Below are 7,154 nucleotides of genomic sequence, written 5' to 3'. Positions count from 1 at the left end.
CCTGGCCCCCCCCGGGGCTTCGGGCGGGGGGGTCGACTGCTCATAGCGGCGTGCTCATGGCGGCGTGTTCACAGGGCGGGCGCGGGCGGCGTCAGATGCTGCGCCAGCCAGGCCGGCACCCCGCCCAGGAGGCGGAAGAGGCGGGTCGCCTCGGCCCGCAGGCGGGTGGCCTCCGGCTCCGGCTCCGCGTCCGCGAGCGCGGCGAGCGCGGGCGCCGTGCCGACCAGATAGCCGAGCTCCTCACGGATGCGCAGGGACTCGGTGAAGCCGTGTCGCGCCTCAGCCAACTCCCCGTCGCGCAGGGCGAGTCCGGCGAGATGGCGCCAGGTGAAGGAGAGCAGCAGCGAGTCGGAGTGCGCCGTGGCGCCCGCGTGCGCCCTGCGGTACGCGGCCTTCGCGGCCTGCGGCGAGTCCGCGATGTGCTCCGCGATCAGCCCTCTGCGGAAGTCGAGCAGCGGCCGCCCCGGGGCGTTCGGGGCGAGCAGCGCGGCCGCCCTGCCGAGCGCGGTGCGCGCCTCGTCGGCCCGGTCGCGTACGCCCAAGACCGTTGAGGCGTAGGCCAGTTGGCCCCGTTCGCAGGCCGCGGCGCCGCGGTCGTCGTCGTCCTCGGCGAGCGCCTCCGCGGTGCGCAGGCCGTCCTCCGCCTCGCCCCAGCCGTCCCCGGTGAACAGGCACCGCTCGACGAGGAGCGCCGTTCGCTGGAGTGCGGGTGCCACCCCGGTCCGCGAGGCCAGCAGTGCCGCAGCGTCGGTCCAGCAGCCGCGCGAGCGCAGCCGCCATACCGCGGTCTGGAGTGGATCGTGCTCTGCAGTCGTTCCGGTACCAGACATGGCGGTATGCGCCACGTTGCCCTCCCCGAGCACCCCATTGAGCTGTTGAGTCGTGGGCGAATCTCAGCATGGATCCCGGCGTCCGGCCAAGAGGCTGGGTGAAAGAATTCACAAAGGGCGGGCAAGGAAAGGGGTTTGAGCCGGCCGGCGCCATGTCGCCTCCGGTCGGCTCGTGCGGGATTTGCTCAGCTCATGCGCAGGGCGAGGAAGAAATCGAGCTTGTCCTCCAGGCGCGAGAGGTCACGGCTCGTCAACTGCTCGATACGGCCCACTCGGTAGCGCAGCGTGTTGACGTGGAGGTGCAGCCGCGTGGCGCAGCGCGTCCACGAGCCGTCGCAGTCCAGGAACGCCTCCAGGGTCGGGATCAGCTCGGCGCGGTGACGCTGGTCGTACTCGCGCAGCGGGTCCAGGAGTCGCGCCGTGAACGCCCGGCGCACGTCGTCCGGCACGAAGGGCAGCAGGAGGACGTGCGAGGCCAGTTCCTGATGCCCCGCCGCGCAGACCCGGCCGGGGCGTGCCGCGGCGACCCTGCGGGCGTGCCGCGCCTCCTCCAGGGCGCCGCGCAGCCCCTCCGCCGAGTGCACGGACGCGCTGACGCCCAGTGTGAGGCGGCCGTCGTCGGCGAGGCCCGCCGACAGCGGGTCGCGGACGGAGGCGAGCAGGGAGTCCGCGAGCAGGCCCGTCTCCGAGCCGTCGTGCTCGCCCGCGACCGCGGGCAGCGGCACGAGCGCGATGGCCTCGTCGCCGGTGTGCGCGACCGCGATCCGGTCGGAGGGCTCGGGCCCGGCCGAAATGGGGCCTCCCCGGTTCGAGTCGGTTCGAGAACTTGAGGAAGGGTCGACGAGGATCTCCTCCAGGAGCGACTGGGCCACCGGGCCGCCGTCGATGTCGCCGCCGTCCCACTCCACACGGGCCACCACGACCTGCCAGTGCGGGGCGGTGCCGAGGCCCGGCAGCAGGACCGGCGCCGCCACGCGCAGCCGCGCGGCGATCTCCGCGGGGGCCGCGCCCGTCTGGACCAGTTCCAGGACCTCCTGGGCCAGGCGGCGCCGGACCGTGCGGGCCGCGTCGCGCCGGTCGCGCTCCACCGCGATCAGCTGTGTCACGCCCTGCAGCAGGTCGAGCCGCTCCTCGGGCCAGTCGCCCGCGTCGGCCTCCACGGCGAGCACCCAGTCCGAGAGCACCGTCTCGCGCACGTCGCGCGAGGCGCCGGCCGTTCCTCTGCCGCTGGTCCGAACGGGGAACAACGAGTACGTGACGCCGTCCACCGCGACCCGGTGCGGCCCCCGCCGCCCCGTCCTGGTCGCCGCCAGGTGCTCCCCGGCGAGGCGCGCGCACAGGGCGCCCGGCAGCGTCGTGCCCGCCGCGCTCGACCCGGCGATGACGCGCCCCGCGGGCGAGAGCACCCAGGCCCGCAGGTCCAGGTCGCTGCCGAGCAGGTCGAGGACGACGTCGGGGCCGCCGCCCGCAGGGCCCGACGTCATCAGGCGGCGGTGCCGGTCGACCACGGCCGCCAGGTCCCCCGCGCGCTCGCCGGAGACCTGTCGTACGACGTGCTCGGTGATCGTCGCGAAGGCGACGCGTTCGTTGACCGCGAAGAGCGGCAGGCGGTGCCGGGCGCAGGCCTCGACGATGTCGTCCGGGACGTCGCCGAGCTCGGCCTCACCGGCGGCAAGGGCCGCCACCCCGGCGCTCGCGAGGATGCGCACGAAGGGCTCGGTGTCCGAGGCGTCCCTGCGCCAGGCGAGCCCCGTCAGGACCAGCTCGCCGCCGGTCAGATAGCGGCTGGGGTCCCGCAGGTCCGTGGTCATCACGCCACGCACGGTGCGGTCGAGTTCGTCCTCGCCGCCGAGCAGCCGCAGGCCCAGCGCGTCGGTGTCAAGGAGTGCGCGCAGCCGCATGGTGTCGTCGCCGCCGATCTGTCTCGAATGTGGTGTACAAGCAGGTGGTCCCCGTAGAGCCGGGAGCCTGCGCCGTAGGGCGCCTCCGGTTTCCCGGGGGATTCCGCGAGGTTACTGAGGCCCGTTCTTCATACGAATCTACAAGACGCGCCCCTTGGCCAGCCAACTCCTTCATGGTTTCGGTGACTGACCCCATCGGAGGACCGGGCGGTGTACTGGGCCCACTCCGCGTTAACAGCACATGAACGAGCAGTCGAGGGACCAAAGGCCCGAGTGGCCTGAACGGAATCCCCTCCAACGGAATCCCTCCGTCCCTCGAAGCGAACGACCCTCGACACGAAGAAGAGAGCCTCATGGACTTCCTTCGCCCCGCCAGCTGGGAGGAGGCGCTCGCCGCCAAGGCCGAGCACCCCACGGCTGTGCCGATTGCGGGTGGCACCGACGTCATGGTCGAGATCAACTTCGACCACCGTCGTCCCGAGTACCTGCTTGACCTCAACCGCATCGTCGAGCTGCGCGAGTGGGAGGTGGGCGAGGAGACGGTCCGGCTCGGTGCCTCCGTCCCGTACACCCAGATCATGGAGGAGCTGCGTACGGAGCTCCCCGGCCTGGCGCTCGCCTCGCACACGGTCGCGTCCCCGCAGATCCGCAACCGCGGCGGCGTCGGCGGCAACCTCGGCACTGCGTCCCCGGCCGGTGACGCCCACCCGGCCCTGCTGGCCGCCGACTGCGAGGTCGAGGTGGAGTCCGTGCGGGGTTCCCGTCTGATCCCGATCGACGAGTTCTACACCGGCGTGAAGCGCAACGCGCTCGCCGCGGACGAGCTCATCAAGTCCGTGCACATCAAGAAGGCGGACGGACCGCAGCAGTACTCGAAGGTCGGCACCCGCAACGCCATGGTCATCGCCGTGTGCGCGTTCGGCATCGCGCTGCACCCCGAGACCCGCACCGTGCGGACCGGCATCGGCTCCGCCGCCCCTACGCCCATCCGGGCGAAGGCGGCCGAGGAATTCCTGAACGCGGCGCTCGAAGAGGGCGGCTTCTGGGACAGCAAGAAGATCATCACCCCCTCGATCGCCAAGCAGTTCGCGGAGCTCGCCTCCGGAGCCGCCAACCCGATCGACGACGTGCGCGGCACGGCGAACTACCGCCGTCACGCCGTCGGGATCATGGCCCGCCGCACGCTCGGCTGGACCTGGGAGTCGTACCGCGGCAAGGGCCGCAGCACTGAGGGAGTCGCATAATGCGCGTGAACTTCACGGTCAACGGCCGTCAACAGGAAGCCGACGACGTCTGGGAGGGCGAGTCCCTTCTGTACGTGCTGCGCGAGCGCATGGGTCTGCCGGGTTCCAAGAACGCCTGTGAGCAGGGCGAGTGCGGTTCCTGCACCGTCCGTCTCGACGGCGTCCCGGTGTGTTCGTGTCTGGTCGCGGCCGGACAGGTGGAGGGCCGTGAGGTCACCACCGTCGAGGGCCTCGCCGACTACGCCAAGCACCGCGAGAGCGCCCACCCCGGCGGCGGCTGCGCCGCCGGAGCCTGCGGCACCTCGCTCCAGGACGCCCAGCAGTGGAGCGCCAAGGGCCAGGACTCGCAGACCGGCGAGGGCGCGATCTCCCCGGGCGCAGCCCTCTCGCCCATCCAGCAGGCGTTCATCGACGCCGGTGCCGTCCAGTGCGGCTTCTGCACCCCCGGTCTGCTCGTCGCGGCCGACGAGCTCCTGGAGCGCAACGACCAGCCGTCCGACGCGGACATCCGCGAGGCGCTGTCCGGCAACCTCTGCCGCTGCACCGGCTACGAGAAGATCCTCGACGCGGTCCGCCTGGCTGCGGCCCGTCAGGGAGAGGCGGTCTGATCATGGCTGGCACTACTACAGGTATCCCCGCCAACGTCACCCAGGGCTCGCAGACGAAGGGCGGCGTCGGTGAGTCGATGCTGCGCCCCGACGGCACCCTGAAGGTCACCGGCGAATTCGCCTACTCCTCGGACATGTGGCACGAGGAGATGCTCTGGGGCCAGGCCCTGCGCTCCACGGTCGCCCACGCCGAGATCGTGTCCATCGACACCTCCGAGGCCCTGGCCGTGTCGGGCGTCTACGCCGTCCTGACGGCCGACGACCTGCCGGCCGCGAAGAACTACGGCATGGAGTACCAGGACACCCCCGTCCTCGCCTACGGCAAGGTCCGCCACCACGGCGAGCCGATCGCCCTCGTGGCCGCGGACCACCCGGAGACCGCGCGCCGCGCCGCCGCGAAGATCAAGATCGAGTACAAGGAGCTCCCGGTCATCACGGACGAGGCGTCCGCGACCGCTCCCGACGCGATCCTGGTCCACGAGAACCGCGGCGACCACCACGCCGGACACGTCCCGCACCCGAACATCGTCCACCGCCAGCCGATCATCCGCGGCAACGCCGCCGAGGCCGCCGAGAAGGCCGACGTGATCGTCAGGGGCGAGTACACCTTCGGCATGCAGGACCAGGCCTTCCTCGGCCCGGAGTCCGGCCTCGCGGTGCCCGCCGAGGACGGCGGCGTCGACCTGTACGTGGCCACCCAGTGGCTGCACTCGGACCTCAAGCAGATCGCCCCCTGCCTCGGCCTGCCCGAGGAGAAGGTCCGTATGACGATGGCCGGCGTCGGCGGCGCGTTCGGCGGCCGCGAGGACATCTCGATGCAGATCCTCGCCTCCGTGCTCGCGCTGCGCACGGGCAAGCCGGTGAAGATGGTCTACAACCGGTACGAGTCCTTCTTCGGCCACGTCCACCGGCACCCGGCGAAGCTCACTTACGAGCACGGCGCCACCAAGGACGGCAAGATCACGCACATGAAGTGCAAGATCGTCCTGGACGGCGGCGCCTACATGTCGTCGACCCCCTCGGTCGTCGGCAACGCCTCGTCCCTCTCGGTCGGCCCGTACGTCATCGACGACGTGGAGATCGAGGCGATCGGCCTCTACACCAACAACCCGCCCTGCGGCGCCATGCGCGGCTTCGGCGCGGTCCAGGCGTGCTTCGCGTACGAGGCCCAGATGGACAAGCTGGCGGCGAAGTTGGGCATGGACCCGGTGGAGCTGAGGCAGAAGAACGCGATGGAGCAGGGCACGATCATGCCGACCGGCCAGCCGGTCGACTCGCCCGCTCCCGTCGCCGAACTCCTTCGCCGGGTCAAGGCCCGCCCCATGCCGCCGGAGCGCCAGTGGGAGTCCAGCGAGGGCGCCGACGTCCGCGCGCTGCCCGGCGGTCTGTCCAACACCACGCACGGCGAGGGCGTCGTCCGCGGTGTCGGCTACGCGGTCGGCATCAAGAACGTCGGCTTCTCCGAGGGCTTCGACGACTACTCGACCGCGAAGATCCGCATCGAGGTCATCAACGGCGAGGCCGTGGCCACGGTCCACACCGCGGCGGCCGAGGTCGGCCAGGGCGGCGTCACCATCCACGCGCAGATCGCCCGCACCGAACTCGGCGTCCAGCAGGTCACCATCGCCCCCGCCGACACCCAGGTGGGCTCGGCCGGCTCGACCTCCGCGGGCCGTCAGACGTACATGACCGGCGGCGCCATCAAGAACTCCTGCGAGATCGTCCGCGAGAAGGTCCTGGAGATCGGGCGGCGCAAGTTCGGCTCGTACCACCCGGCCTGGGCGAGCGCCGAACTCCTCCTGGAGGGCGGCAAGGTCGTCACCGACGGCGGCGAGGCCCTCGCCACCATCGTGGACGTCCTGGAGGACGAGGCCGTGGAGGTGGAGGAGGAGTTCAGGCACCGCCCCACCGAGGCCTTCGACCTGCGGACCGGACAGGGCAACGGCCACGTCCAGTACGCCTTCGCCGCGCACCGCGCGGTCGTCGAGGTCGACACCGAGCTCGGCCTCGTCAAGGTCATCGAGCTGGCCTGCGCCCAGGACGTCGGCAAGGCGGTCAACCCGCTCTCCGTCATCGGCCAGATCCAGGGCGGCACCACGCAGGGCCTGGGCGTCGCGGTGATGGAGGAGATCATCGTCGACCCGAAGACCGCGAAGGTGAAGAACCCCTCCTTCACGGACTACCTGCTCCCGACCATCCTCGACACCCCGACCATCCCGGTCGACTACCTGGAGCTCGCCGACCCGCACGCGCCCTACGGCGTACGCGGCATCGGCGAGGCCCCCACCCTCTCCTCGACCCCCGCGGTCCTCGCGGCGATCCGCGCGGCCACGGGTCTGGAGCTCAACAAGACGCCGGTGCGCCCCGAGCACCTCACCGGTACGTGATCCCTTCGGGGATCTGATCCCCCGCTCAGGGATCAGCAAGGTTCTCCGAGCGGTGTGCGCCTCCCAGGAACGTCACACTTCCCGCCCACACCGCTCGGAGCTCAACTCCCCTTCTCTTTGCGGGAGAAGTCGTTCGTCTCGGGCCGTCCCCCGGGTCGTGCAGCCAACGCACCATCCCAAATCC

General features: G+C 71.4%; 5 protein-coding genes. 3 read left to right on the top strand and 2 right to left on the bottom strand.

The features are described 5' to 3' along the window. Positions 1-68: 68 nt before the first annotated feature. A complete protein-coding gene (locus tag AB0B50_RS21625; protein ID WP_362334103.1) occupies positions 69-830 on the bottom strand; it encodes a hypothetical protein in 762 nt (253 codons plus the stop codon). 185 nt (positions 831-1,015) lie between these two features. Continuing rightward, complete coding sequence (locus AB0B50_RS21620) at positions 1,016-2,731, bottom strand: PucR family transcriptional regulator ligand-binding domain-containing protein (protein WP_362334100.1); 1,716 nt, start codon at positions 2,729-2,731, stop codon at positions 1,016-1,018. A 353-nt stretch (positions 2,732-3,084) separates the two neighbouring features. Between AB0B50_RS21620 and AB0B50_RS21615 the strand changes: the two genes are divergently transcribed. Genes AB0B50_RS21615 through AB0B50_RS21605 form a run of 3 tightly spaced genes read left to right on the top strand, consistent with a single transcriptional unit; the run spans position 3,085 to position 6,970 of the window. Continuing rightward, positions 3,085-3,975, top strand: a complete 891-nt coding sequence (locus AB0B50_RS21615; RefSeq protein WP_362334097.1) for an FAD binding domain-containing protein — start codon at positions 3,085-3,087, stop codon at positions 3,973-3,975. Further along, complete coding sequence (locus tag AB0B50_RS21610) at positions 3,975-4,583, top strand: (2Fe-2S)-binding protein (protein WP_362334094.1); 609 nt, start codon at positions 3,975-3,977, stop codon at positions 4,581-4,583. The genes AB0B50_RS21615 and AB0B50_RS21610 overlap by 1 nt, the downstream gene beginning before the upstream one ends. 2 nt (positions 4,584-4,585) lie before the next feature. Next, a complete protein-coding gene (locus AB0B50_RS21605) occupies positions 4,586-6,970 on the top strand; it encodes a molybdopterin cofactor-binding domain-containing protein (RefSeq protein ID WP_362334091.1) in 2,385 nt (794 codons plus the stop codon). The last annotated feature ends 184 nt before the right edge of the window (positions 6,971-7,154 follow it).

This window comes from Streptomyces sp. NPDC041068 (assembly GCF_040647455.1).
In the GTDB taxonomy this organism is placed as follows: Bacteria; Actinomycetota; Actinomycetes; order Streptomycetales; family Streptomycetaceae; genus Streptomyces.
The sequence above is the reverse complement of the archived record's forward strand: the minus strand, read 5'-3'. Positions and strand labels throughout refer to the sequence as shown.

Coding starts and splice junctions, on each gene's coding strand:
- AB0B50_RS21625 (WP_362334103.1), bottom strand. CDS start 830: ATGTCTGGTACCGGAACGACTGCAGAGCACGATCCACTCCAGACCGCG.
- AB0B50_RS21605 (WP_362334091.1), top strand. CDS start 4,586: ATGGCTGGCACTACTACAGGTATCCCCGCCAACGTCACCCAGGGCTCG.
- AB0B50_RS21610 (WP_362334094.1), top strand. CDS start 3,975: ATGCGCGTGAACTTCACGGTCAACGGCCGTCAACAGGAAGCCGACGAC.
- AB0B50_RS21620 (WP_362334100.1), bottom strand. CDS start 2,731: ATGCGGCTGCGCGCACTCCTTGACACCGACGCGCTGGGCCTGCGGCTG.
- AB0B50_RS21615 (WP_362334097.1), top strand. CDS start 3,085: ATGGACTTCCTTCGCCCCGCCAGCTGGGAGGAGGCGCTCGCCGCCAAG.